Source organism: Noviherbaspirillum sp. Root189 (genome assembly GCF_001428545.1).
Classification (GTDB): Bacteria; Pseudomonadota; Gammaproteobacteria; order Burkholderiales; family Burkholderiaceae_D; genus Noviherbaspirillum.
In genome coordinates, this window is the sequence record NZ_LMHZ01000021.1 from 21,807 (window position 1) to 43,036 (window position 21,230).

The 21,230-nt window shown below is 58.5% G+C and carries 25 protein-coding genes; 8 read left to right on the top strand and 17 right to left on the bottom strand.

Annotation, left to right across the window (positions count from 1 at the left end; all coding sequences use genetic code 11):
* Positions 1 to 9 precede the first annotated feature (9 nt).
* From ASE07_RS13700 to ASE07_RS13720, 5 genes are all read right to left on the bottom strand, one after another.
* A complete protein-coding gene (locus ASE07_RS13700; RefSeq protein WP_057291399.1) occupies positions 10 to 714 on the bottom strand; it encodes an ABC transporter ATP-binding protein in 705 nt (234 codons plus the stop codon).
* A complete protein-coding gene (locus ASE07_RS13705; RefSeq protein WP_057291400.1) occupies positions 707 to 1,504 on the bottom strand; it encodes an ABC transporter ATP-binding protein in 798 nt (265 codons plus the stop codon). The genes ASE07_RS13700 and ASE07_RS13705 overlap by 8 nt, the downstream gene beginning before the upstream one ends.
* Complete coding sequence (locus tag ASE07_RS13710) at positions 1,501 to 2,352, bottom strand: branched-chain amino acid ABC transporter permease (RefSeq protein ID WP_057291401.1); 852 nt, start codon at positions 2,350 to 2,352, stop codon at positions 1,501 to 1,503. The genes ASE07_RS13705 and ASE07_RS13710 overlap by 4 nt, the downstream gene beginning before the upstream one ends.
* Before the next feature lie 10 nt (positions 2,353 to 2,362).
* The gene (locus ASE07_RS13715; protein ID WP_057291402.1) at positions 2,363 to 3,226 is read right to left on the bottom strand and encodes a branched-chain amino acid ABC transporter permease; all 864 of its coding nucleotides are present in this window, start codon (positions 3,224 to 3,226) and stop codon (positions 2,363 to 2,365) included.
* Positions 3,227 to 3,435: 209 nt separating this feature from the next.
* On the bottom strand, positions 3,436 to 4,584 hold the full coding sequence (locus ASE07_RS13720) for an ABC transporter substrate-binding protein (protein ID WP_057291403.1): 1,149 nt from the start codon (positions 4,582 to 4,584) through the stop codon (positions 3,436 to 3,438).
* Positions 4,585 to 4,833: 249 nt separating this feature from the next.
* Between ASE07_RS13720 and hutC the strand changes: the two genes are divergently transcribed.
* Complete coding sequence (gene hutC / locus ASE07_RS13725; RefSeq protein WP_235548470.1) at positions 4,834 to 5,559, top strand: histidine utilization repressor; 726 nt, start codon at positions 4,834 to 4,836, stop codon at positions 5,557 to 5,559.
* A 32-nt stretch (positions 5,560 to 5,591) separates the two neighbouring features.
* On the opposite strand, the gene ASE07_RS13730 is transcribed toward hutC, so the two are convergent.
* The 5 genes from ASE07_RS13730 to ASE07_RS13750 all read right to left on the bottom strand — a co-directional run bounded on the left by ASE07_RS13730 (position 5,592) and on the right by ASE07_RS13750 (position 8,618).
* A complete protein-coding gene (locus ASE07_RS13730) occupies positions 5,592 to 6,068 on the bottom strand; it encodes a GyrI-like domain-containing protein (RefSeq protein ID WP_057291404.1) in 477 nt (158 codons plus the stop codon).
* A 38-nt stretch (positions 6,069 to 6,106) separates the two neighbouring features.
* The gene (locus tag ASE07_RS13735; RefSeq protein WP_057291405.1) at positions 6,107 to 6,604 is read right to left on the bottom strand and encodes a DinB family protein; all 498 of its coding nucleotides are present in this window, start codon (positions 6,602 to 6,604) and stop codon (positions 6,107 to 6,109) included.
* Between the two features lie 135 nt (positions 6,605 to 6,739).
* Positions 6,740 to 6,949, bottom strand: coding sequence for a carboxymuconolactone decarboxylase family protein (locus tag ASE07_RS13740; RefSeq protein ID WP_235548471.1), 210 nt, complete (start codon positions 6,947 to 6,949; stop codon positions 6,740 to 6,742).
* A 157-nt stretch (positions 6,950 to 7,106) separates the two neighbouring features.
* Entirely contained in the window at positions 7,107 to 8,165 is a 1,059-nt protein-coding gene (locus ASE07_RS13745; protein WP_057291407.1) for a D-hexose-6-phosphate mutarotase, read from the bottom strand.
* Between the two features lie 81 nt (positions 8,166 to 8,246).
* The gene (locus ASE07_RS13750) at positions 8,247 to 8,618 is read right to left on the bottom strand and encodes a SirB2 family protein (protein WP_057291408.1); all 372 of its coding nucleotides are present in this window, start codon (positions 8,616 to 8,618) and stop codon (positions 8,247 to 8,249) included.
* A 274-nt stretch (positions 8,619 to 8,892) separates the two neighbouring features.
* Between ASE07_RS13750 and ASE07_RS13755 the strand changes: the two genes are divergently transcribed.
* Complete coding sequence (locus tag ASE07_RS13755) at positions 8,893 to 9,150, top strand: hypothetical protein (protein WP_057291409.1); 258 nt, start codon at positions 8,893 to 8,895, stop codon at positions 9,148 to 9,150.
* Between the two features lie 117 nt (positions 9,151 to 9,267).
* Here the strand turns inward: ASE07_RS13755 and ASE07_RS13760 are convergent, their stop codons facing one another.
* Genes ASE07_RS13760 through ASE07_RS13775 form a run of 4 tightly spaced genes read right to left on the bottom strand, consistent with a single transcriptional unit; the run spans position 9,268 to position 11,035 of the window.
* On the bottom strand, positions 9,268 to 9,900 hold the full coding sequence (locus ASE07_RS13760; RefSeq protein WP_057291410.1) for an alpha-ketoglutarate-dependent dioxygenase AlkB family protein: 633 nt from the start codon (positions 9,898 to 9,900) through the stop codon (positions 9,268 to 9,270).
* 56 nt (positions 9,901 to 9,956) lie between these two features.
* Positions 9,957 to 10,181 carry a DUF1653 domain-containing protein gene (locus ASE07_RS13765; protein WP_057291411.1) on the bottom strand — a complete coding sequence of 75 codons (225 nt, stop codon included), beginning with the start codon at positions 10,179 to 10,181 and terminating at the stop codon, positions 9,957 to 9,959.
* A 56-nt stretch (positions 10,182 to 10,237) separates the two neighbouring features.
* The gene (locus tag ASE07_RS13770) at positions 10,238 to 10,657 is read right to left on the bottom strand and encodes a PaaI family thioesterase (protein WP_057291412.1); all 420 of its coding nucleotides are present in this window, start codon (positions 10,655 to 10,657) and stop codon (positions 10,238 to 10,240) included.
* A 21-nt stretch (positions 10,658 to 10,678) separates the two neighbouring features.
* The gene (locus ASE07_RS13775; RefSeq protein WP_057291413.1) at positions 10,679 to 11,035 is read right to left on the bottom strand and encodes a MarR family winged helix-turn-helix transcriptional regulator; all 357 of its coding nucleotides are present in this window, start codon (positions 11,033 to 11,035) and stop codon (positions 10,679 to 10,681) included.
* Between the two features lie 252 nt (positions 11,036 to 11,287).
* On the opposite strand from ASE07_RS13775, the gene ASE07_RS13780 reads away from it, so the two are divergent.
* Positions 11,288 to 12,331, top strand: coding sequence for an alpha/beta fold hydrolase (locus tag ASE07_RS13780; RefSeq protein ID WP_057291414.1), 1,044 nt, complete (start codon positions 11,288 to 11,290; stop codon positions 12,329 to 12,331).
* Positions 12,332 to 12,501: 170 nt separating this feature from the next.
* Here ASE07_RS13780 and ASE07_RS13785 read toward each other — a convergent pair whose 3' ends face one another.
* On the bottom strand, positions 12,502 to 13,416 hold the full coding sequence (locus ASE07_RS13785) for an AraC family transcriptional regulator (RefSeq protein WP_057291454.1): 915 nt from the start codon (positions 13,414 to 13,416) through the stop codon (positions 12,502 to 12,504).
* A 242-nt stretch (positions 13,417 to 13,658) separates the two neighbouring features.
* Between ASE07_RS13785 and ASE07_RS13790 the strand changes: the two genes are divergently transcribed.
* The 4 genes from ASE07_RS13790 (at position 13,659) to ASE07_RS13805 (ending at position 17,659) form a co-directional block, all read left to right on the top strand.
* Positions 13,659 to 14,552: a DMT family transporter gene (locus tag ASE07_RS13790; RefSeq protein WP_057291415.1), complete on the top strand. Its 894-nt coding sequence runs from the start codon at positions 13,659 to 13,661 to the stop codon at positions 14,550 to 14,552.
* A gap of 192 nt (positions 14,553 to 14,744) precedes the next feature.
* Positions 14,745 to 15,593 carry a helix-turn-helix transcriptional regulator gene (locus tag ASE07_RS13795; RefSeq protein ID WP_057291416.1) on the top strand — a complete coding sequence of 283 codons (849 nt, stop codon included), beginning with the start codon at positions 14,745 to 14,747 and terminating at the stop codon, positions 15,591 to 15,593.
* A gap of 147 nt (positions 15,594 to 15,740) precedes the next feature.
* Entirely contained in the window at positions 15,741 to 16,979 is a 1,239-nt protein-coding gene (locus ASE07_RS13800) for an ABC transporter permease subunit (RefSeq protein ID WP_082584144.1), read from the top strand.
* Positions 16,976 to 17,659, top strand: a complete 684-nt coding sequence (locus ASE07_RS13805) for a GNAT family N-acetyltransferase (RefSeq protein WP_200960939.1) — start codon at positions 16,976 to 16,978, stop codon at positions 17,657 to 17,659. The genes ASE07_RS13800 and ASE07_RS13805 overlap by 4 nt, the downstream gene beginning before the upstream one ends.
* A 33-nt stretch (positions 17,660 to 17,692) precedes the next feature.
* Here ASE07_RS13805 and ASE07_RS13810 read toward each other — a convergent pair whose 3' ends face one another.
* Together ASE07_RS13810 and ASE07_RS13815 are read right to left on the bottom strand one after the other, a co-directional pair.
* Positions 17,693 to 18,475, bottom strand: a complete 783-nt coding sequence (locus ASE07_RS13810) for a general secretion pathway protein GspB (RefSeq protein ID WP_057291418.1) — start codon at positions 18,473 to 18,475, stop codon at positions 17,693 to 17,695.
* Between the two features lie 7 nt (positions 18,476 to 18,482).
* Positions 18,483 to 20,264 carry an ExeA family protein gene (locus tag ASE07_RS13815; protein WP_057291419.1) on the bottom strand — a complete coding sequence of 594 codons (1,782 nt, stop codon included), beginning with the start codon at positions 20,262 to 20,264 and terminating at the stop codon, positions 18,483 to 18,485.
* 193 nt (positions 20,265 to 20,457) lie between these two features.
* Here ASE07_RS13815 and ASE07_RS13820 point away from each other — a divergent pair, with 193 nt between their 5' ends.
* Complete coding sequence (locus ASE07_RS13820) at positions 20,458 to 21,228, top strand: EAL domain-containing protein (protein WP_057291420.1); 771 nt, start codon at positions 20,458 to 20,460, stop codon at positions 21,226 to 21,228.
* Positions 21,229 to 21,230: the final 2 nt, after the last annotated feature.

Consider the following 21,230-nt stretch of genomic DNA (forward strand, 5'->3'; position numbering starts at 1 on the left):
TTCCTTCCATTAATGCAAGCCGAGATAGGCTTCCGTGAGTTCAGGGTTGTTGCGGGCGTCGGCGGCCTTGCCTTGCCAGACGGTGCGGCCGGATTCCAGCACGCACACATCCTGCGCGACAGACAGCACGCGCTCCGTGTTTTGTTCCACCAGCAAAATCGTCATGCCGTCGGCCTGCAGCTGCCGCAGCGCGGCGTAGCAGAGGTCGATGACCTTGGGCATCAATCCGAGCGAGAGCTCATCGATCATGATGAGCTTGGGACGCGTCATCAGTGCACGGCCGATGGCCAGCATCTGCTGTTCGCCGCCGGACAGGTTGCCGGCCAGCGAATGTAGGCGTTCGCCGAGTCGCGGGAACAGACCGAGCACGTAATCGCGGTCCTTCGTGAAATGGCTGGCCGGTTGCACCAGTCCGCCGACACGCAGGTTGTCTTCGACCGTCAGGTCCTTGAACAGGCGCCGGCCTTCCGGCGAGATCGCGATGCCGCGACGCACGCGTTCATTCGGCGCGAGTTTGCTGATGTCGTGACCCTCGAAGCGGATGCTGCCGCCTTGCAAGGCGACATGGCCGGCGATGCACATCAGGGTCGACGACTTGCCCGCGCCATTGGCACCGAGCAGGCCGGTGATGGTGCCGGGTTGCAGCGACAGCGACAGGTCGCCAACCGCATGGAAAGCGCCATAGCCACAGGACAGATTATTGAGTTCAAGCATGGACGCCTCCTGCAACGGTGGGTTGTGCATGCTGGTCCGCCACGGTGTCGCCGCCGAGGTAGGCGCTGCGTACCACCGGATCATTCATGACTTCGCGTGGGTCGCCGCTGGCAATCTTGCGGCCATTGTCGAGCACCACGAGACGTTGGCAGATGCGCATCACTTCACCGAGGTTGTGTTCGATCAGGACAATCGTCACGCCCTGGCGATTGATATCGGCAATGGTGCTGGCCAGTGCATGCGCTTCTTTCGAATTGAGACCGGCCAGCGGTTCGTCGAGCAGCAGCAGCTTTGGATTGAGCGCCAGCGCACGTGCCATCTCCAGGCGCTTCAGAATGCCCAGCGGCTGAATGCCGGGCTTCTGGTCGGCATACGCTTCGATGCCGACGCGCTTGAGCAGTTCGCGGCCGATGGCGGCTTCCTTCTCTTGCGATACATGCATCAGTGCGCGCAGGGGCGAACGCGTGTATTGCGCGCCTGCTGCCAGTGCGACGTTGTCGAGCACCGAGATTTCACGGAAGGGTTTGACCAGCTGTTGCGACAGCGATAAACCCTTGCGGATGCGCTTGTGCGTCGGCAGCGCATTGAGGTTTTCACCGGCCAGTTCGACCTTGCCTTCGGTGACGCGTACCACACCGGTAATCGAGCGCAGCATCGTTGTCTTGCCGGCGCCGTTGGGACCGATCAGTCCGAGCAGTTCGCCTTCATGTACCTCGAAAGACACCTTATCGATTGCAGTCAGGCCACCGAAGCGGACTGTCACGCCGTCGACTTTCAACAAGGGATTCATGCCCGTCCTCCTTTGGCCGTACCGATCATTCGGGTCACCAAAGCCGCCATGCCGCCTGGCGAAAAGCGCATCATCAGGAACAGCAGGCCGCCATACACCAGCAGCTTGTAATCGCCGATGAACTGGAACCACGCGGGCAGGGCGCTCAACACTGCTGCGCCGACTGCCACGCCGATGACCGAACCAATACCGCCGACTACAACCATCGAAAGCACAGTGATGGATTCGACAAAGCCAAAGCTGTCCGGCCCGATGAATTTCAGATTTTGTGCATACAGGGCGCCGGCCAGTCCCGCCAGTGCGGTACCGATCGCGAACGCCGCCAGCTTGTAGCGCGGCACGTCAATGCCGAGCACGCGCATGGTATCTTCATCTTCCGCTACGCCATTGAACACCCGGCCCATCCAGGAGCGGCGGATGTACACGCAGAGCAGGGCGGTGGCGATGCACAGTCCCAGCGTCAACAGCATGAAGCCCATCTTCGACAAACCAGAATCGGGAATCGCCGACACGCCCATTTCACCGCCCAGCCAGTCTTGCTGGCGCACGATGCCAACGAACAGGAAGCCCACCCCCATGGTCGTAATGGCCAGAAAATCCGCACGTACGCGCAGGCTGGCCAGACCGACCACGATGCCGATGCATCCTGCCAGCAGCATTGCCAGCGGCAGGGTCGCGAGGAACGGCAGGCCAGCCTTGCACAACAGTGCGGACAGGTAAGCGCCGATCCCGAGGAACGCCGCGTGGCCAAGACTGATCTGGCCGCAGAAGCCGGTAATCAGGTTGAGCGACAAGGCAAACAGCACGCTGATGCACATCGACGTCAGAAGAGAAATTTCGTATTCCATGTCAGTCCTTTCAGCTCCGCGCGAACAAACCCTGCGGGCGCATCATCAGCACCACGATCAGGAAAGCAAAGGCGATCGCATTGCGGTCGAGCAGCTTGCCGAGATAAATCGTGCCGAAGGATTCGACCACGCCCAGTACCAGCGCGGCCATCAGCGTGCCGCGCACCGAACCCATGCCGCCCAGAACGATGATTGCCAGGCCCTTGTAGGAAGGCACGCTGCCCATCGTCGGCTCGACGAGGTTATTGAGCAATGCCACCCAGACGCCGGCAAAGCCAGCCAGCGCGGAACCGACGAAGAAGTTAATGTCGCGTACCTGCTGCAGCTTGATGCCGAAGGATTGGGCCATCTGTGGATCGGACACCGTCGCCTGGCATGCGACGCCGATGCGGGTGCGCGTCTGCAGGTAGAACAGCACGGCAATGATCGCCGCGGTACCGGCCATGACCAGTATTTCCGCCAGTTTGAATTGGAGTCCGCCGAACAGCGCGATCTGTTGCTGCAAGGGTGGGGCGGCATAGGACAAGCCCGATGCGCCGAACACGATGCGAAAGATTTCTTCAAAGGCGATGTACAGGCCGATCGAGGCGATCAATGCGACGAAAGGCGGTTGCTTGAGCATGGGCTCGTAGCAGAGGCGGTACATGGCAACGCCGGTCAGCCCGGAGGCCAGCATGGCGATCAGGAATGCCAGTGCGAGGCTGCCGGTGGCATTGGTGATCATGACGCCGAGATAGCCGCCGAGAGTGAATAGTGCCGCATGGGCGACGTGGAGAATACGCAGCAAACCGTAGACCAGTGTCAGCCCCAGCGCGACGAGCGCGTAGATGCTGCCCTGGACCAGGCCCTGTGCGATCAGCTCGATAATGAGCATGATGGTTCCTTGGTGTGGAAGGTGAAACGGAACAAGTGAGACGAAACGTTTGCAGCTTCGCTGAACTGCTCCTTCCCCCTTGTAGGGGGAAGGCTGGGATGGGGGTGTGAAGGTCGTGCAAGGGATTGCGGTTAATTCAACCTTCACACCCCCACCCTAACCCTCCCCCTACAAGGGGGAGGGGACCGGCCAGCGATGGTAATACCGGATTACTTCGCCTTGCTTGGCGGCGACAGCAACGGACCCGAGATCACCGAGTGACGATGAAACGCCTTGTCCTTCACCACCTGCACCTGCACATCCTTCTTCACTTCATGCAGATCATTGAACGCCAGCTTGCCGATCGGTGTATCGAAGGTGCCGCCCGCCAGTGCATTCTTCAGCGCTTCGCCACCCTTGCCGCCGGTTTTCTGCAAGCCTTCAATCAGCACGCTGGTCGCGGTATAGGTACCGGCAGCCACCATGTCGGCATTGACGCCAGTGGCTTTATGGAATTCGCTCATGAAGTTCTTGGTCGCCGGCGCATCGGAGTCACGGTCCAGTGACGTAGTCAGGTAAGTCCCTTCCGCTGCGGGACCGGCAATCTCGATGAACTTGTCCGAGTCGTAACCTTCCTGGCCGATGATGGGGGCGGTCACACCGGCAGCCCGCAACTGGCTGACCAGCGGCCCGGCGGTGAAGAAGTAGCCGGATGCATAGATGATGTCCGGATTGTCGGACTTGACCTTCGAGACCAGCGCGCCGAACTGGCGGTCCTGCATGCCGTATTCATACTCATTGACGACTTGCAGGCCAAACTTGGCGGCGCCTTCCTTGAAGCCGGCGGCAAGCGCCTGGCCAAAGTCATTCTTCAGGGTGATCATGGCAACGCGCTTCTTGCCAAGGTTGTGCACCAGCATCGAGCCGGCACGCCCCTGTACCTCGCCCATCGCGGCGGTGCGGAACATGTAGTCGCCGGTCAGCGTGATGTCAGGATGGATCGCATAGGCAACCACGTAGGGTACTTTGCCTTGCTGGAAAATCGCTGCAGCGGCACGGGTCGAGCCCGAATACGAGCCGGACACGGCGCCGACCACCTTGTCTTTTTCGACCAGCTTGGTCGCGACAGGTACGGCTTCTTTCGGTGAAGCCTGATCGTCGTAAATCACCAGTTCCACCTTCTGGCCCGCAATGCCGCCTTTGGCATTGGCTTGTGCAACGGCCAGCTTTGCACCTTCCAGCGCCGACTTGCCATCGGCAGCGGCAAAGCCGGTTAAAGGCACATTGAAACCAATCTTGATGTCGGCGAATGCCGGTGCGGAAAAAGCCGACAAAACGAATGCGGCAGTAAGTAGTTGCTTACGTTGGAACGGTGCCATCTAGTGTCTCCTCTGGATGCTGGTGTCTGTACGCGCCGGCTGTGCGGCACGTGTTCAATAGTCGAACTCTGCTTGGCAACCCCTATTCAGTGCTTGGAGTTACCTGCGAATTGAAGTGTAAGTTGTATAGACAACTTAGGCAAGTAGAATGTAAGTTGACAAGACAAATTAAATCCCTAGAATCGGGCGCATCGCAGCAGGCGCGATTAAAAATTGTCATCTATCATGGGTTGTCACAAGGAAAAGGGTGTGCGGGTGCAAGAGGAAGAAAGCGGCGAAGCGGAACGGATCCCGGCTTTCCAGCACATCAAGAATTATTTGCTGGCGGAAATCCATGCCGGGCACTGGAAGGAAGGCGACGCCATTCCGTCCGAACAGGCTTTGGCAAAGCAGTTTGGCGTATCGCGCATGACGGTCAACCGTGCGGTGCGTGCGCTGACCGACGAGCAGGTGTTGAGCCGGATACAGGGCTCAGGCACTTACGTCGCCCAGCAGAAGTACCAGTCGACGCTGGTTGCGATCAAGAGCATTGCCGATGAAGTCAGGATGCGTGGCCATGTGCATCGCAGCGAGTTGCATTTACTGGAACGCAGCAAGGCCTCCGAGCACATGGCGCCGCCTTTTGAAGTCAAGGTCGGCCATCCGCTGTTCCACTCCGTGATCGTGCATTTCGAAAACGATGTCCCAATCCAGGTCGAAGACCGCTGGGTCAACCCGGAGGTCGCACCCGATTACATGCAGCAGGATTTTTCCACGGTCACGCCGAATGAATACCTGATGGCGGCAGCGCCACTGCAAGGCGTGAATTACAGCATCGAGGCGCTGAACCCGCCGCGTGACATTGCCGACATGCTGCACATCCAGAAAGAGCCCTGCCTGGTGCTCAAGCGCCGTACCCTGTCGAAAGGGCAGGTAGCCTCCGTGGTGACGATGTGGCATCCGGGGAACCGGTATCAGTTCGCGGGAAGTTTTTGAGCGGTTGAAGCGATTCCATCAAGGCGTGTCGCCTATCCGGCGTCACGCGGCAGGACGCCGATCCACACTTCTGTGCCACCGGTGCCGCTAGTCGTATCATATTCGGGGCCATATACTTCAAAATCCGGCGTCTGCGCAGACACAAAGCCGCTCGTCGGCAGCCAATCAAAGATCTGCTGCCATGTGTGCCGCAGTGTCGATACATGATCATCATGCACAAACACCGCATAGCGCTGCGCAGGCACGTGCAACTTTCCCATGCCGACGGGCAGTTCCGATAGCGACGCCACTTCGACACCGCACATGTATTCGCAGCCGGTCGCGTCGGCGCCGCAAATCACGCCATAGAAATTTGGTCCGATGCGACCTGAGATGGCGCCGAGCGCATGGAAATCCTGCCATTGCTTCGGTATGCCGGTATCCATGGCACCAAATTCGTGACGTCGACGCAGGCCAGCGAGCAGCATCGGCTGACCGTCAACAAAGCGATTAGGAGCGAAATTATCCATCGGAGTCTTCCTATTGGTTATCGATAATCGATTATTGATTATTGATTGTTGTTGCTGTCGATTTGTCCAAGCAGCCACTGTATGCCGGCCAGATGTTGCTGATCGTGGCTGCACAGGTAATGGGCAAGGCTCTTCACCGTGACATGACCATAGCCTTCAAAGTAACCACACCGGGTCCACTGATGTGCATCGAGGCCTTCCAGAAGCGCGACGGTCTTTTCGCGTGCCCTATGAATGACTTGAAATACGTCGGACGCGCTCGCTTCCGCATACCGTCGTTCGATCGCAAGCTGATAGCCATCGATGGATTCCAGCTCCGGCCTGTCCAGCTCCAGCAGGCGACGGAAACGGACATGATAGCCGTCGATCTCGATATCGCGGACATGGCAAATCTGTTCGATCGCAGTGAAGGTTTCGCTTGGAATGCCTTCCCACGAGGCTGGTGTCCAGTGCACATACTCAGCTGGAACGGCTTCATAAAATTGCTGCAATTGTTGCGGGAATGCGCGTAATGACGATAAGGTGGCTTCTTGCATGTTGAGGCTCCTCCGGTGGTACGCTCAGTGAAGAGCGGGAATGTCCCGACGTGTTTTTATAACACAAACGAGGATGCTCCCTGGTGACGCCTCACGCGGCTTGCGAGCCGTTCTCGCCATTACGCGCCGTCCAGTTCAGTGTGGCAGCAGTGATGCCTTCTTCACCGGTTGCCTGAACCCGATCGCAATCCGGTTCCATGCGTTGATGACCGCAATGGCGAATTCAAGATCGACGATTTCCCGCTCTGAAAAATGCTGCTGCAAGGCTTCGAACAAGACATCGCTCGCATGATTGCCGGCGATCAGAGTGATGGCTTCAGCCCATTGTAGAATTCTGCAAGGCAATGTTGACCCCGGAAAGCGCACGGTACAGCTCAGGGGCAAGGGTTTGATAGGGAAGGCGAAGCGTGGACATGATGGTTTCTCTCTGGTGTTATCGGCAAAAAAGGTACTTCCACCATAAGACGACACAGCCTTCGGGTTTGTGACACCGGGGTGAAAATCAGGATGTCGGCACGCTCAGTATTTGTCTGCCGGTCCAGCTTTCTCCGGGCTGCAGTTTTACCGGCTCGATGACGCAGGCCGCTTCCACGCACAACATGTGCAGCCAGTCCTCGTCCGGGAAATCCGTCAGAGCGGCTGCCTTTTCGGGGCCGGGGTTCCAGACCACGGTATCTTCAAATCCTTCCTGTTCAATCTGCAGTGAAGGTTTGCCGTGTTCGACCAGCGTCAGTTTCTTTGGCGGCGACATATAAACACGGTCGAGTTCCGCCGCAATCCTGATCGCCGGGTCCTGCTGCTCGACCACGACGCAGTTTGCGGTCGCATCCTGATAGCGCACATGCTGCAATCCTTCCAATCCAGTCTGGCGTACATCGTCCACGTGCAGATAGGTATGCAGCGCAGCGGTGAACTGCCATGGCTGGTCGCCGCGGTTGACGGCGGTGAGCGAGACGATCAGGCGGCCGGGTTCAAGCAGTACATTCACCTCGGCATGGAAGGCATGCGGCCAGATGCCGCGTGTCATTGCATCATCATCGATGAACAGGGTTGCGGCTGACTCCGTGCGGCCGTCGGACAGGGACCATGGCAGGCTGCGTACAAAGCCGTGCTTGACGATGGGGCCACGGTCCGAGAATTGCGGAAAGCAGACCGGAATCCCGGCGCGTATCGCCGCCGCGGGCACCGCCGGATTGGTGGCGGTCATGCCACCTGTCATCGATGACAGGTACATACGCTCTTTGCCATCGGCGGTTTTCCACGACACCACCTGCGCGCCCTGGCGCGTGACGAAGGCGCTTTCACCAAGTGGGTTCGACAAGGATAGTCCGGGCAACTGTTGCCGTGTTTCGCTGAAACCGTTGCCGGAAGCAGTCGCCGCGGCGTTGATGCCGAGATCAACGCCGCCCAGGTCCGTCACCTCGCGCAACGAAGTCGTATGTCCAACAAACGGGCTGCGTTCCTGCCATCCGTTGTCGCGCGCAGGCACCAGCCAGTAGCCTTGGTCATCGCGTACGATCCAGTAACGCGGCTGATTCGTGTATTCGTAAATGGTAAGCATGTCTCTTCAGGGCAGATGGGTCATGGAAGTAATGGCATTCAAGACCGGCATTCGCCGTCATGGTTCGCGGACCTTGTGCCCTTACCAGACCTGGCGTGTGATCGCGACTTTCACGATATAGGCAAAAATCACCAGGGCAGCAACAAATGCCGTGGTGCGGATCGCCTTGGTCTTGCCCGTCTTGAGCGCAACGGTACCTACGCCGATATAGGCGACCAGGGCAATGACCTTTGCCGTCAGCCACGATTGCACGAAGGGATATTGTGCGCTCCATACCACCATCACCAATGCGCTGACGAGCAGCAGGGTATCGATGATGTGCGGCGCAATCTTGAAAACGCGTCGTTGCAAAGCCTGCGAGTCGGCCAGCATCAGCATGCCGCGTAATAGAAACAGGCTGCCGCTCAGCGCGACAAAGGTCATATGGAGATGCTTGACTGCGAGATAACTCATGGAAGGCATTCAGAGGTTGAGATGGATGACGAAGGGCAATCTATGTCTGCCCGAGGACTGCCATTCTAGCAAGTCTTCCTGACTCATAAGCTTGCCGTATATCACGCATTCAGCAAGGCATTGACATCCTGAAAATGACGTTCTCATAAGCATGATTTCTCTGCGGCAGATATGTATCTACCGAATGTCTGTTATCTGTACTTCGAATTGGATTTATATCTGGGGCGTCCCTACACTAGTAACGTACTAAGGCACTATTGAGAGGAAAACCATCATGTCCAGCACTACATTTAATCCGTCGGTACAGAATGCCGGCCTCAGCTATACCGAAAACCTTGGCCGCGCAGCGCGCGCTTTCCTGACTGCCCTGCTCGCCATTACACCGGAAGCAAAGCCGGTTGCAGAAGCGGCAAAAGCGAAACGCCATGCCGGTTCTGTTGCAGAACTCTATCGCCTCGCACGCGGCTTTGATTCCATCCAGCCGAACCTGGCGCAAGAGCTGCGCGCCATCGCCGCACGCGACATCGACTAATCCGTCGATGTAGAAGTACAGCATTACCGTAGTACAGCAGCAGCTTAGGCAACATCAGTACCATCGACAACGGCGATGCTTTGTCGATATGGCGTTCTGCAACAGGCACGCCATGCACTACACGGGAGCCCGGATCGTCCTGAATGTCAGGTTGATTCTTGCCTCCCGCGGCGCGCGTTCCTTTGTGATCGTGTGCTGCCATTTTTTCTGCGTCTCGCCTGCCATCAGCAGTAGGCTACCATCGGTCAGTTCTATCGGAACCGGCTTCACTTCCTTGCGCGTCTTGTGACGAAAGCGGAAAGTCCGTGTTTCACCGAGGCTCAATGAAGCAATCACAGGCATGCGGCCGAGCTCCTGCTCGGCGTCGCTGTGCCATCCCACGCTATCGTTTTCATTACGGTACAGGTTCAGCAACACGCTGTTGAACTGGTGTGCCGTTGCACGTTCGATATCGCTCTTGATGGCGAGCAGTGTTGCTGTCCACGGCAGGGGGTGAAATCGCTTTCCGGAATAGGTGTACACGCTCTGCGGATCGCCATACCAGGCTGACAATCGTGGCTGCAAGCGCTCCTGCTCCCACAGCACGATGCTTTCCTGCCGCCACTGCGTTTCTTCAAGCAGCGACTTCAGCAATGCGGTGGACTGTGGAGGCCGGTAAAAGCCATGCATGAATTTCACATCGGCGTCGACCATGGGGATGGTTTCCAGGCCGGATGGCGGGTCGTCAAAGAGAGAATATGTCTGATCCATGCCACAGCGCTACGACGAGCCTTGATTGTGCCTTTGTCATTCAGTGATCCAGCGATTCAGCCAAGCAAGCGAAAACGCGGTATGGTTTTTCCATCAATGGTGACGTTTTCAAAAAACATATCGGCGTTCCGATGTACCAGTTGTGGCCAGTCGGTGTCATACAAGGGCCGGTACACCACGCAAACCTCGTTGGTTTCGGTATTGCGCGACAAGCCAAGCACAAAATATTTCTTGCCCTTGTAATGCTCGTAGATGCCGGGTGTCAGACTGGAAAAGGACATGGATGTTCGCAGCGATGCAGTATGGGAAAGCCTGCATTGTAATCTTGGGACTGGTATTACTTCGGCCACAGGATCATCTGGGTACAACGGAAGGTCGCGATCAGCTTGCCTGTATCGCGATGACGCACCAGCGCGTCCCAGACCTGGGTATTCCGGCCAAGGTGTACTGCCTTGGCTTCACATTCCACGATGCCTTCGCGCGCGGTGCCAAGGAAATTGCTCTTCAGTTCGATGGTAGTGAAGTTCTGTGCGCCATCCGGCAGGTTCGCCACGCAGGCATAACCGCAGGCTGTATCCGCCAGCGTCACCACGCTGCCCGCGTGCAGGTAACCATTGGGTGCCAGGTGCGAGCGCTGGACGGCGAATTCCGCATTCAGAAAGCCCTTTCCGACCGCGGTCACGACTATGCCAAGCAGGCCAGGCAGGTAACCGTCACCGATCTTGTTGTAATGCGCCAAACCCACTGACGGTTCCATGCGTGCTCCTATGCGCGGCGCTCAGGCCGCTTTCTTTACCAGTTGAAATACGGCTCGTGTCAGTGCATCCATATCGACGCCGTCCGCTATGTGAGCAAATTCTTTCTGCACGTTCTTCCAGAGAGGAATGGCTTGCTTCACCCTTTCTTCACCAGCTTCGGTGACCTTCCAGTGACGCTCACGGCGATCCTCGCCCGGGGCCGAAATGATCCAGCCGCTTTCATGGATGATCTTCAGCGTGCGTGTCAGCGTGGTGCTGTCCATCGCCAGCATGTTGGCCATGGCACCGGTCGTCAGGCCGGGATAGGCGAGCAGTACACGCAGGATGCTGAACTGGGTGATCTTCAGTCCGGAAGGCTTTAAGGCCTGGTCGTACATTTGCGTTACGACACGTGACGCCTGTCGGATTGAACCGCAGTAGCAAGGTAGTCGCAGGGGTTCCACGGAATAGGGTTCGGAAGGATGTGAATGCGCCGAATATATATGCATGTACATCTACTGTCAAACCGGCTCGGGCGTTGATGCTGTCGCGAGTCACGCATGGGCCGGCGATTTGGGGCCAAGGCAACATTGAACTTCATGCATCAAGCGCACTTCAAACCAGTTCAATAATTTTTCGGGAGCAAAATAATGCCTCAGACTATGCAGCATATACCGCTTGCCCGTTCCGGCTCTCGCCGCAACACCTGGCTGATCGGCGGTGCCGCCGCCCTTGTCGCCGCCGCCCTGATTGTCCGTCAAAAGGCACGCCAGGCCGAGCACGATAATCCAGCGACGGGTGAATTCGTCCAGGTCGACGGTGTACGCTTGCACTATGTAGAACGGGGCCAGAGCCAAGGGCAGACCGTCGTCCTGCTGCATGGCAACGGCCTGATGATTCAGGATTATGAAACCAGCGGCCTGATTGACCTGGCCTCACGCAACTATCGCGTGATTGCCTTCGACCGTCCAGGCTATGGCTACAGTGAACGTCCGCGCACGACGATCTGGACGCCGCAGGCGCAGGCCCGTTTGATTCATCGGGCCTTGCTGCATATGGGCATCGAGAATCCTATTATCGTCGGTCACTCCTGGGGCACGCTGGTTGCCTTGTCACTGGCGCTCGAACAGCCCGATTACGTCAGGAGCCTGGTGCTGCTGTCCGGCTATTACTATCCGACGGTCCGCATGGATGTGCCGCTGGTATCGCCCCCGGCCATCCCGGTCATCGGCGACCTGATGCGTTTTACCGTATCCCCCTTGATCGGTCGTGCCATCTGGCCAGGGGTACTACGCAGGGTATTCGGACCGGCGCCGGTGTCGGAGCGCTTCAGGATGGAATATCCGACGTGGATGAGCCTGCGTCCTTCGCAATTGCGCGCCAGCGCTGCCGAAGCCGCACTCATGATCCCCGCCGCACTTTCCTTGCGCAAGCGATATCATGAACTGACCATGCCGGTGGTCATCATGGCCGGAGATAGCGACAAAATAGTGGATACCCATGTGCAGTCGGAACAGTTGCATGGCGAGCTGCCGCACAGCACGCTGCATATCACTCGCCAAGGCGGCCACATGATCCATCACCTGGCGCCGGAAGAAGTGGTAGCGGGGATTAACCAGGCGGCAACCGCCGTCGGAGCGGAATTGCGGGGCCAGAGCGGGCATGTGTTCCCGGCACCATCGCAGATCAACTGATATCAAGTGAGCGATTGTTGCAACGCCGGCAGGCGGCTCGGCGCCCCCGGAAAAAGACGCGACGTCATGTTGCGTTATGGTTGGGATTGGTATTACGTCTGCATTCGACTGCCCATCCCGTGTTACAGGTTGCAGAAATACCTTTTTGATCAGATGGCCGGCGATCCAATTTATGCCATCACGCTGCGATATTGCCGGGGAGACGCGCCCACGCTGCTACGGAAGCGATGGCTGAAATGGCTGAGGTCGGCGTAGCCGCAGGCATCGGCGACTTGCTGCAATGGCAATGCACTTGTCCTGAGTAATTGGCGGGCACGGTCGACGCGGCGTGAGGCGATCCATGCGTAAGGCGGCATGCCGAAGGAAATGCGGAACATGCGGGCGAGATGGTATTCCGACAGGCAGGCAATGTCGGCGAGCATGCCAAGCGTAATCTGCTGATCCAGCCGTGCCTCGATGTAATCAGCGAGGCGCCGTCGCACCACCGGTGACAGGCCGCCCTTCAATACCGGATCGCGGCGCAGTGCGCCCTGGGCCTGCAGCAAATGGCTCAGCGCCGCGTGCGCCGTTTCATTGACGCGCAACAGCGCATCCGGACCCTGCCAGGGCATGTGTTCCAGTAACGCGCAGAGCCGGGCGATTTGCTGATGCTCGAAATACGTTCTGTCGGCCAGCGTCAGTTCGCGCGGTTCGCGGTCGAGTTCGAGCACCGCACGTCGCGTGAAATGCTCGGGCAGAAAATAGATGTGCAGGAAGCGCAGCTTGTCACGCACCACCCAGCGTGATTCATGTTCATCGGGCAGTGTGCACAGACGGCCGGGGCTGCCGAAGAGACCAGGCAATTCATTGCGCTCGGTACGATAGCCGCCGCCGAGGTAATACGACAGCGTATGGTGGCCGGGTCGGATGTAGGCGGTCTCTTCCTCCTCGGTCTGCCGGCGCCAGATGGCGATCGCAAGTTCGTCGCCGAGCCAGGCAAAGCGTTCCAGTTCCGCGTTGGTCGCATGCAGCGTCCTGAATACCGCATGGGTGATCCGGCCTGGATCAGGCGACGGGTTTGCCGCGGTGTCGGGAGGAACATGCATGTCGGATACCTGGAAATGTGAAGCCAAATGTATCACTTCCACGCTGTTTGCGTCCTGCCCGCTCGTCGCTGCACAACAAGGTGAGCAAGAATGGACAAGTTCACCGATGGTTTTGTAGCAAATGCCGGAACGCTTGTCGTCACCTTGTCTCCACCGCACACAATGCAGCAATTCCAGACAAGTCACGCCGGCGTCGACAAGACATCCTGCACACAATATTGAAATTCTGACAGGATGCGGCCATGAATGCCTTTCTCTACCTTCTTACCGTGCTGATCTGGGGTTCAACCTGGATCGCCATCAAATGGCAGCTCGGCGTGGTGCCCGCGCCGGTATCCATCGCCGTTCGTTTCTGGATTGCGGCCGTGGTGCTGCTGCTGATCCTCGTCGTCATGCGCAAGCCGGTACGACCGCCGCGCGCCGCATGGCGTTATCTGCTGGCGCAAGGCGCGGCCCTGTTTTGCTGTAATTTTCTATGCTTCTATTACGCCAGCCAATGGGTGCCGAGCGGGCTGGTGGCCGTGGTGTTTTCGACCGCACCGTTGTGGAATTCGATCAATGGAAAGATTTTTCTTGGCAGGACGATCCAGCCGCAAGTCATCCTGGGCGCCTTGTTTGGCCTGACAGGCATCGTGCTGCTGTTTCTGCCGCAAATGCGCGGGCATTGGGGTGATGCGGCGATGCTGCGCGGACTTGGGCTGGCTTTTCTTGGCACGCTGTTTTTTTCCACCGGGAGTTTGCTGTCGAGCCGCATGCAGTCGCTTGGCCTGACACCCTGGCTCACCAATACCTGGGCGATGTTTTTCGGTGCCGCCATCCTTACCGTTATTGGTCTTGTGCTCGGTCTGCCATTTGAGATCGATCCGAGTCCACTCTATATCGGATCCTTGTTGTACCTGGCGATTCCGGGCTCGGTGATCGGCTTTACCGCCTACTTGCTGCTGGTGGGAAAACTTGGCCCCGAGCGCGCCGCCTACTGCACGGTGTTGTTCCCCGTGGTGGCGCTGACAATCTCCACCTTCTACGAAGATTATGTATGGAATCTGCTCGCGGTTGCCGGGCTGGCTTGTGTGTTGGGAGGAAACCTGATCGCGTTCATGCCGGCGCGTCGGAAGTTGAAAGCGGTGGCGGTTTGATGTCGCGGTCAGTTGCGAGGATGCGTTAGTAAGTGTAAGTACAAGTGATCCAATTGAGGTGTTCCGGCCCTGTTGTGATGTATGCAACAACGTATGGAAATCTACTAAACTAATATTCGCCAATAGGGAGAACTGAGAAATCTTCACCCGCGAAAGGGCACATATGATTTCAAGCATTCACGCACCCGGTCTATGCATCTGATTGAGCGCACCCTGTTCGAAAACGAACTTCTGGCAGTTCGCCACGCGATCGCTCGTCCGACTTCGGCTGCGTACAGTGACCTCGCCTATGCGGCCGATGACCTGTTGTTATTGCCGATCTCCGGTGTGTTTGCCCTGCATGAAGCGCCACGGCAGCATTTCATTGCCAATCCGAACCATGGGGTCTTCCTTGGACTTGGGCAGCCGTATCGCATGAGCTTTCCCGGGCGCATCGGCGACGAATGCCTCGTCGTCAGGTTTTCAAAACCCGCGCTGACACGGATGCTGGCCGAAGTGGCTGGCGTCGACGAGTTGATCTCACCCCGCATCGCGTCGCACTGCCTGCTCTCTGCGGCTTGCGTGCTTGACCGACACCTTCTGTGCCTGGAGTTACTGCAAGGCGCACCCTGTGCTCTGGCTATCGAAGAGATCAGTCTCGCCATGATGGAAGCAGCCGTCCGGGCGGCTCGCACCGACAACCGGATGGAAACCCTCGCCAATACCCGGCAGCGCCGGCGCTGCCAGGTCGAGGCGGTGAAGGAAGTCATCACGCTGTTCCCTGAACGGGCATGGACACTCGATGCCCTTGCCCGTCAGGCAAACACATCGCCCTACCATCTGGCTCGCGTATTCAGGGAGGAGGTCGGCATGCCTGTGCACCGCTATCTCATTCGTACACGGCTCGGGAAAGCCCTGGAAGCCATGCAGGCGACGCGCACGCCGCTGACGGCTATCGCGCAAGACACCGGTTTTTCTCATCACAGCCACTTTACGTCGAGCTTCCGCTCCCACTTCGGGGTGGCGCCTGCCGAATGGCGCCGCCGGACAGGCTATCGCTGATTTCCTGTTCGTCCTTCAGTTAGTCTCAGCTTAGTCTCTGTTCACCGCATCACCGCATCCGCTGGCAAACGCAGTTGAGCAAGATCTTGATAGCCATTCCGGCCCGCACTTTCTAAGATGGCGGACAGATCTTGTTCAAAGGATGTCATGCCGGACTTTCCTGTTCCCCAAAAATCGAGGGCCAATGCAGTCGCTTATCTGACTCTGACCGGCCTCGCGCTGCTCCTGCTGCTATTTCCTTTCGTCGCCGCGCAGTTCGGCAACTCCTGGGTCCGCATCGCCGACATGGCGCTGCTCTATATCATGCTCGCCCTTGGCCTGAACATCGTAGTCGGCTACGCCGGCCTCCTGGACCTTGGCTATATCGCGTTCTATGCAGTCGGAGCGTACACGACTGCATTGCTGGCGTCGCCGCAGTTTGCAGTCGTGCTCGAGTCGGTAATCAATACCTACCCGGCTCTCGGTCATGCAATGCTGGATCTGCTGGGACCGGACATCGCCATGCACGGCATCCATTTATCCGTCTGGGCTATCGTCCCGCTCAGTGCCGCGCTGGCCGCGTTCTTCGGCGTGCTGCTGGGTGCTCCGACGCTCAAGCTGCGCGGCGATTACCTGGCCGTCGTGACGCTGGGGTTCGGCGAAATCCTGCGGGTCTTCATCATCAACCTCAATGCGCCTGTCAATATCACGGATGGACCAAAGGGTATCAATATGATCGATCCGATACGCGTCTTCGGCGTATCGCTTGCCGGCGAGCCGGGTTCGCGGGCTACGCTCGACGTTCTGGGGTATGCGATGCCCTCGGTGAATGCTTACTACTTCCTGTTCCTGACGCTGTGTGCCGTCATCGTGGTCGTGTCGGTTCGGCTTGCACACTCGCGCCTGGGACGCGCCTTTATCGCCATCCGTGAAGACGAAGTCGCCGCCGGCGCCATGGGTATTCACACCCGTAATGTGAAGCTGCTGGCGTTCGCGCTTGGCGCGTCCTTTGGAGGGGTTTCCGGCGCCATGTTCGCTGTGTTCCAGGGCTACGTTTCACCCGAGTCCTTCACCCTGAGCGAGTCCATTGCGGTGCTCTCAATGGTCGTTCTTGGCGGCATGGGCCATGTGCCCGGAGTGGTAATAGGCAGTATCACTCTGGCGGCGCTGCCAGAAGTACTGCGCCATGGCGTCGAACCTCTGCAGCGTCATATGTTCGGGCAGGTCGTGATCGAATCGGAAGTGCTGCGCCAGTTGCTGCTCGGACTGGCAATGGTGCTGATCATGCTGACACGTCCTGCCGGGCTGTGGCCCAGCCGACCGCGACAAGGTCCGGTAGTGCTCCGTGCAGGCGCAAAGGGAGATGCTGCTAGGGCCGACATGGATAGTGCACCGTTAGCGGCATGACGATGTCTATCCTCGACAACATCGTCTGGCATACCCTTGTCGGTCCCCATTGTCAGTACACGATTGGCGATCACTTGGTGCGCCGGTACGCCCGGGGATTTCCACCCATCGCGGCTTTCCGCGACACCCGAGATCCGGACTGGCATGCCTTGGGCCGACTGATGGGTTCGGGCGAGCATGTGCATTGCGATGGCCTTGGCGGCAGCGTACCGGAGGGATGGGGCGTCGATGCGGAAGGACTTCTGGTCAAAATGATCTGGCAGGGTTCGGTGGAACTGGAGCATGACCCCGCGCCGGACGCCGTCAAGCTAGATTCACGCAGCGCAGCTGCAGCGGTCGAATTGGCAAGCCTGACCAATCCGGGCCCATTTACCATCCGTACCCTTGAGCTGGGGCACTACTTCGGCATCTTCGATGGGGCGCAGCTGGTGGCAATGGCCGGCAGCCGCGGGTGTGCAGGCGGATTCAGCGAGATTACCGGCGTTTGTACCCATCCCGACTTTACCGGAAGAGGTTTGGCGCGACGCCTCGTTATCAAGATTCTGCGGCATCAAGTTCTACAGGGCCAACGTCCGTTCCTGCGTGTCATGTCGCACAGTGCCGCAGCGCGCCAGCTTTACTTTCGAGTCGGGTTTCGCGTTTACGCGCAGTCAGTTGCACGAACCTTTATACGTTACTGAACCCATGTACCAACCTCTAGCTGGCCACCCGGCTTAATACGACGACCGGTATCGATACCCCTTGTAATTGAGGATCATCCCGCTGGGTGTCATGCGTTCAAGGGTGAGCCCGGGGGCTATTTCGTCGCCATCGCGCAATAAGCGCTTATTGATCAACACGGAGCGGTCGGCCTTGTTTGCCGAATAGATGTAACCACTAATCGTGAATGCGGGGATTTGCTGCTGTATCTGCGGCGGTAAATCGCGCACGCTACCGACTGCCGGCTCGGTGGCTGGAGCAGATGGCGTGGTATTGGTCGCAGCAGCAGGAGAGTCAGCAGGAGCGGCGGGCGCAGTTGCAGGGGCGGGCTTTTTCGACGCATCGGATTCGCGCGCCGGCTTTTTCTCAACTGGCTTGCGCGCAGGTTTTTCTGCGCGTGCCTGCGGTGCTTCGGACGGGCTTTCACGTGTTGCCTTGGGCGGCGCCTCAGGTGCAGGCGGTGTTTCCGCCTTGGTCGGTGCAGGGGACGGTGGTGCGGGCTGCGTAGTTGCCGGTGCTGGCACCTGCGGCGGGATAGGTGTGACCGGCGCTTGCGCAACGACTTGTGGTGTTTCAGGTGAAGGCGCCTGCACCGCCTGATCGGAACGCGTGGCGAACCACGTCGCGCCTGCTATCGTTACCACGGCTGCCGACAGCAGTGCCCATGGCCATGGTTTGTGCCAGACCGAGCCATGTTGCACTCGTCCGTAATAGGTCGAGGGGGCTGGCGTCACCGGCGGCGTGGTGCCGCGCCGTTCGGCTTCCGCTTTTTTCAGTGCGTCGAGAATATAGGACATCGGTATCTCACTTCGTCGTGTCGCGCAGGCGTGGTTCGTCGACACCCACCGCACGATTGATATGCATCACAGTTACGGGGCCGAGGACGCCGTCGACATGCAGGCCATGCGCCTGCTGGAACAGGTCTACCTGTTTCACCATGCGCGGGCCATACGTGGTGCCGGCTACGGGTGCTTCGACTCCGTTCAGCGTCGACACTTGTGTTGCCAGCCAATCCACATGTGTGCCTGAATCGCCAAGCTTGACTGCTCCGGTGAAGCCGGGCGGAGTCCGCCACAAGGTAACAAAGTCGCCCCGGAAATAACGTCCCAGCAGCGCGAGCTTGACCCTTTGTTTAACATCGCCTGCACGTATCGTCGCTTCGGTGTCGCTCAATTCGGTGAGCAGCAGATGGAATACCTGCTTGCGCTGATCCTGCAGCTTGATGGCGACCGGTCGGTCGAGGGCGCGGATTTCACCGAAGCCGCCAGTGCTCCAGTGGCATCGCACGCCGACTTTTTTCGCGGCTTGGCAAGGATCGTCACCCTCCAGCGTTACGCCCCAGAAACGGGCGAGCTGGATGACCGCTGCATTTTCGTCGCGAAGGCCCGCGGTTGAACTGCCATCCTGCTCGGAAAACAAGGTGTGCGAATCAGCGGGGGCAGTGTCCGTACCAGCACCAGCGCTGTCGGCACGCGGCTCGGTCGATGTTGCGAGCGCCGCCTCGCCAACTGGTGATGGCGCCGGCGCGGCCTTCTCTGCAATCGCGGTGTCGGTACTTTCCCGATTTTCCGGCGACGCTGTCGGTGCGCGATCATGCTCACGATCAGCAGCACCGCTGGTCGTGGCCGGCATCATCGCGAGCGATTGCCGCAGGCCCGGCGAGGAAACGGCATAGCCAATCCCGCCAGCGATAACCGCGCCTGCGAGCACGCCAGCCATCGCGCCTCGCCATGCGGGTTTGGGCTTCACGGCCTGCGTGCGGCCTTCATTGATTAGGAGTTCCTCGCCGGCCATCTCGATGATATTACGATCGATCATCTGTATATTGTTGGCGTAAGCGCCCAGCATTGCACGGTCGCAGAGCAGGTTGATCCGGCGTGGAACGCCGCCGGTCAGCCGGTGGATTTGCCTGATCAGCGCCGGCTGAAATGGCGATGTCGTGTTCAGGCCTGCAGTGGCAAGGCGGTGCTGGATATAGCTGGCGGTTTCCTCTTCGGTCAGCGCGGTCAGGTGGTAGTGCGCAATGACGCGCTGGGCCAGTTGTTCCAGGTCCGGGCGCGCCAGCATGATGCGCAATTCAGGCTGACCGATCAGGATGATCTGCAGCAGCTTGCGCTCATTGGTTTCAAGGTTGGTCAGCAAGCGTAACTGCTCCAGCACCTCCGCCGACAGGTTCTGCGCCTCGTCGATGATGAGGACGTTGTTGCGACCCTCTGCGTGTGCTGCCAGAAGGAAGCTGTTCAGGGCATCGATGTAATGCTTGTTACCGTGTACGCCACGCGCATCGTCCGCCAGCGTAATATGGAATTCATCACAGACCGATTGCAGCAACTCGCTGACACTGAGTTTGGGATTGAAGATATAAGCGACATTGCAATTCGGCGGCACCTGCTCAAGGAAACAACGGCATATGGTGGTCTTGCCGGTCCCGATATCGCCGGTCAACACGACGACGCCGCCGCCACTGTCGATGCCATACAGCAGATGCGCAAGGGCCTCGCGGTGCCGGTCACTCATAAAAAGGTAACGCGGATCGGGCGAAATGGAAAACGGTGCCTGGCGCAGCTGGAAGAATTCTGTGTACATAGGCGGTAGGAAAAGCGACCCGCAAGCATATCATGCATGTCGAACCGGCAATTTGCGGGGACACAACGTCGAGCCGTCGGGAGGTGATGACGAAGGCCATCGGTTTGATAGAATGCAACAACGCTGTGCCGACAAACTTTGCGAGGCAGGCCAAAGCAGCACGACACACTAATAATATATACGGAAAGCGTGCATGAATTCCACGACGTTTGTCCCCTTGGGTTGCCGTGAATGCCGCGAAGGCGCGGGCCTCGAATTTGATTTCACCATGGCATTTCAGCCTATCGTGCATATCAAGCGTCGAACGGTTTATGGCTATGAAGCCTTGGTGCGCGGCGTGGATCAGCAGTCGGCAGGCTGGGTGCTCGAGCAGGTAAACGAAAGCAACCGGTATCGTTTCGATCAGGCTTGTCGCGTCAAGGCCATCGAACTTGCGGCCAGGCTGGGCCTGGCCGACAAACCGGATTGCCTTTTGCATATCAATTTTCTGCCTAACGCGGTGTACCGCCCTGAAACATGCATCCGGGCCACGCTGCAAGCCGCGCAGGAATTCAACATACCCACCAGTCGGCTGGTCTTCGAGGTCACCGAAGGCGAACAGGTGCGCGATGAAGCGCATCTGCACGGCATCTTTACGGAATACCGGAAGCAGGGTTTCTCGACTGCGATCGATGATTTCGGCGCCGGCTATTCCGGACTCAATCTGTTGGCCAACTTCCAGCCCGACACCATCAAGCTCGATATGGCGCTCACCCGGAACATCGACAAGGATCGCGTGCGGCGCTCCATCGTTTCGGGTGTCATGCTGGTATGCCAGGATCTCGGTATCCGGGTGATTGCGGAAGGTGTCGAAACTGAAGAGGAGCTTTACACGCTGGAGGATATGGGCATCGAACTGTTCCAGGGTTACCTGCTGGGGCGGCCGGCCTTCGAAGAACTGCGCGAACCGACCTGGCCCGCCTGAAC

Coding starts and splice junctions, on each gene's coding strand:
- ASE07_RS13700 (WP_057291399.1), bottom strand. CDS start 714: ATGCTTGAACTCAATAATCTGTCCTGTGGCTATGGCGCTTTCCATGCG.
- ASE07_RS13735 (WP_057291405.1), bottom strand. CDS start 6,604: ATGCAAGAAGCCACCTTATCGTCATTACGCGCATTCCCGCAACAATTG.
- ASE07_RS13715 (WP_057291402.1), bottom strand. CDS start 3,226: ATGCTCATTATCGAGCTGATCGCACAGGGCCTGGTCCAGGGCAGCATC.
- ASE07_RS13815 (WP_057291419.1), bottom strand. CDS start 20,264: ATGTACACAGAATTCTTCCAGCTGCGCCAGGCACCGTTTTCCATTTCG.
- ASE07_RS13705 (WP_057291400.1), bottom strand. CDS start 1,504: ATGAATCCCTTGTTGAAAGTCGACGGCGTGACAGTCCGCTTCGGTGGC.
- ASE07_RS13760 (WP_057291410.1), bottom strand. CDS start 9,900: ATGGATCAGACATATTCTCTCTTTGACGACCCGCCATCCGGCCTGGAA.
- ASE07_RS13720 (WP_057291403.1), bottom strand. CDS start 4,584: ATGGCACCGTTCCAACGTAAGCAACTACTTACTGCCGCATTCGTTTTG.
- ASE07_RS13805 (WP_200960939.1), top strand. CDS start 16,976: ATGACGATGTCTATCCTCGACAACATCGTCTGGCATACCCTTGTCGGT.
- ASE07_RS13795 (WP_057291416.1), top strand. CDS start 14,745: ATGCATCTGATTGAGCGCACCCTGTTCGAAAACGAACTTCTGGCAGTT.
- ASE07_RS13790 (WP_057291415.1), top strand. CDS start 13,659: ATGAATGCCTTTCTCTACCTTCTTACCGTGCTGATCTGGGGTTCAACC.
- ASE07_RS13710 (WP_057291401.1), bottom strand. CDS start 2,352: ATGGAATACGAAATTTCTCTTCTGACGTCGATGTGCATCAGCGTGCTG.
- ASE07_RS13780 (WP_057291414.1), top strand. CDS start 11,288: ATGCCTCAGACTATGCAGCATATACCGCTTGCCCGTTCCGGCTCTCGC.
- ASE07_RS13750 (WP_057291408.1), bottom strand. CDS start 8,618: ATGAGTTATCTCGCAGTCAAGCATCTCCATATGACCTTTGTCGCGCTG.
- ASE07_RS13770 (WP_057291412.1), bottom strand. CDS start 10,657: ATGGAACCGTCAGTGGGTTTGGCGCATTACAACAAGATCGGTGACGGT.
- ASE07_RS13765 (WP_057291411.1), bottom strand. CDS start 10,181: ATGTCCTTTTCCAGTCTGACACCCGGCATCTACGAGCATTACAAGGGC.
- ASE07_RS13730 (WP_057291404.1), bottom strand. CDS start 6,068: ATGGATAATTTCGCTCCTAATCGCTTTGTTGACGGTCAGCCGATGCTG.
- ASE07_RS13775 (WP_057291413.1), bottom strand. CDS start 11,035: ATGTACGACCAGGCCTTAAAGCCTTCCGGACTGAAGATCACCCAGTTC.
- ASE07_RS13755 (WP_057291409.1), top strand. CDS start 8,893: ATGTCCAGCACTACATTTAATCCGTCGGTACAGAATGCCGGCCTCAGC.
- ASE07_RS13810 (WP_057291418.1), bottom strand. CDS start 18,475: ATGTCCTATATTCTCGACGCACTGAAAAAAGCGGAAGCCGAACGGCGC.
- ASE07_RS13785 (WP_057291454.1), bottom strand. CDS start 13,416: ATGCATGTTCCTCCCGACACCGCGGCAAACCCGTCGCCTGATCCAGGC.
- ASE07_RS13800 (WP_082584144.1), top strand. CDS start 15,741: ATGCCGGACTTTCCTGTTCCCCAAAAATCGAGGGCCAATGCAGTCGCT.
- ASE07_RS13745 (WP_057291407.1), bottom strand. CDS start 8,165: ATGCTTACCATTTACGAATACACGAATCAGCCGCGTTACTGGATCGTA.
- ASE07_RS13820 (WP_057291420.1), top strand. CDS start 20,458: ATGAATTCCACGACGTTTGTCCCCTTGGGTTGCCGTGAATGCCGCGAA.